General features: G+C 46.4%; 1 protein-coding gene and 1 pseudogene. Both read left to right on the plus strand.

Annotated features, from left to right (window positions below):
* Positions 1–103 (plus strand): annotated as a pseudogene (locus A3750_RS27340) (hypothetical protein); the annotation flags it as partial.
* A gap of 75 nt (positions 104–178) precedes the next feature.
* Positions 179–1198, plus strand: a complete 1020-nt coding sequence (locus A3750_RS15180) for a DEAD/DEAH box helicase (RefSeq protein WP_082873307.1) — start codon at positions 179–181, stop codon at positions 1196–1198.
* Positions 1199–1229: the final 31 nt, after the last annotated feature.

Below are 1229 nucleotides of genomic sequence, written 5' to 3' on the forward strand. Positions count from 1 at the left end.
AGAAGCGCAACGCTTCCCGTTCATCACTTTAAGGAGGGGAATAATTGGAGAAGAAGCGTGGTTGCAATGGGCAACAGAAGCGACACAATTGTTTAAAAAATAATCAGGGCTTTTTGTGTCATGAACAAGTATACTCGCGCCCTCTTTAGACCCCCCTATCCCAACGAGGACAATTTTTGTGACCCAAGCTTCCAACAGCTTCAATGATCTGGGACTTCCAGATGCTCTTCTGCGCTCTATATCAGAACTAGGCTATGAACACGCCTCCCCCATCCAAGAACAAGCTATTCCAACGCTCATGCAGGGACGAGATGTTCTCGGACAGGCTCAAACAGGAACGGGTAAAACGGCCGCTTTCGCTCTACCAATACTGGCTCAAATCGACCCTAAAAATTCAGATACGCAAGTGCTTGTACTCGCACCAACGCGCGAATTGGCGATCCAGGTTTCAGAAGCTTTTGAAAGTTACTCAAAATATTTAAATGGCGTAAACGTACTCTCCATCTATGGTGGTCAAGCTTACGGCATTCAATTAAAGCAATTAAAACGGGGCGCTCAAATTGTTGTCGGCACACCAGGTCGAGTTATGGACCATATGCGACGCGGTAGCCTTAAAATTAACAACCTTAAAACACTCGTACTTGATGAAGCAGATGAGATGCTGCGCATGGGCTTCATCGATGATGTTAACTGGGTTCTTGAACATACTCCCGATTCACGTCAAATCGCGTTATTTTCAGCGACCATGCCAAAAGAGATTAAGCGTGTCGCAGACCAGCATCTAAATGATCCAGCACTGATCAAGATCGCGTCAAAAAATGCTACGGCAAGCACGGTTCGTCAGCGTTATTGGATGTGCAAAGGCCTAAACAAACTTGACGCTTTTTGCAGAATTTTTGAAGTAGAGCAACACGAAGGGGTGATTGTTTTTGTTCGAACCAAAGTATCAACTGAAGACATCAGCTCTAAGCTTCGTGCCCGCGGTTTTTCTGCTACAGCTTTAAATGGTGACATTCCACAAGCGGCTCGAGAAAAAACCGTTGACCGCCTGAAGAAAGGTGACATTGATATTCTGGTTGCAACCGACGTTGTCGCGCGCGGTTTAGATGTTGAAAGAATCAGCCATGTTGTAAACTTTGATATCCCATACGATACCGAAGCCTATGTACATCGCATCGGACGAACCGGACGAGCCTGACGCTCTGGCGAAGCTATCCTCTTCGTTGCGC

It is taken from the genome of Oleiphilus sp. HI0079, from assembly GCF_001635105.1.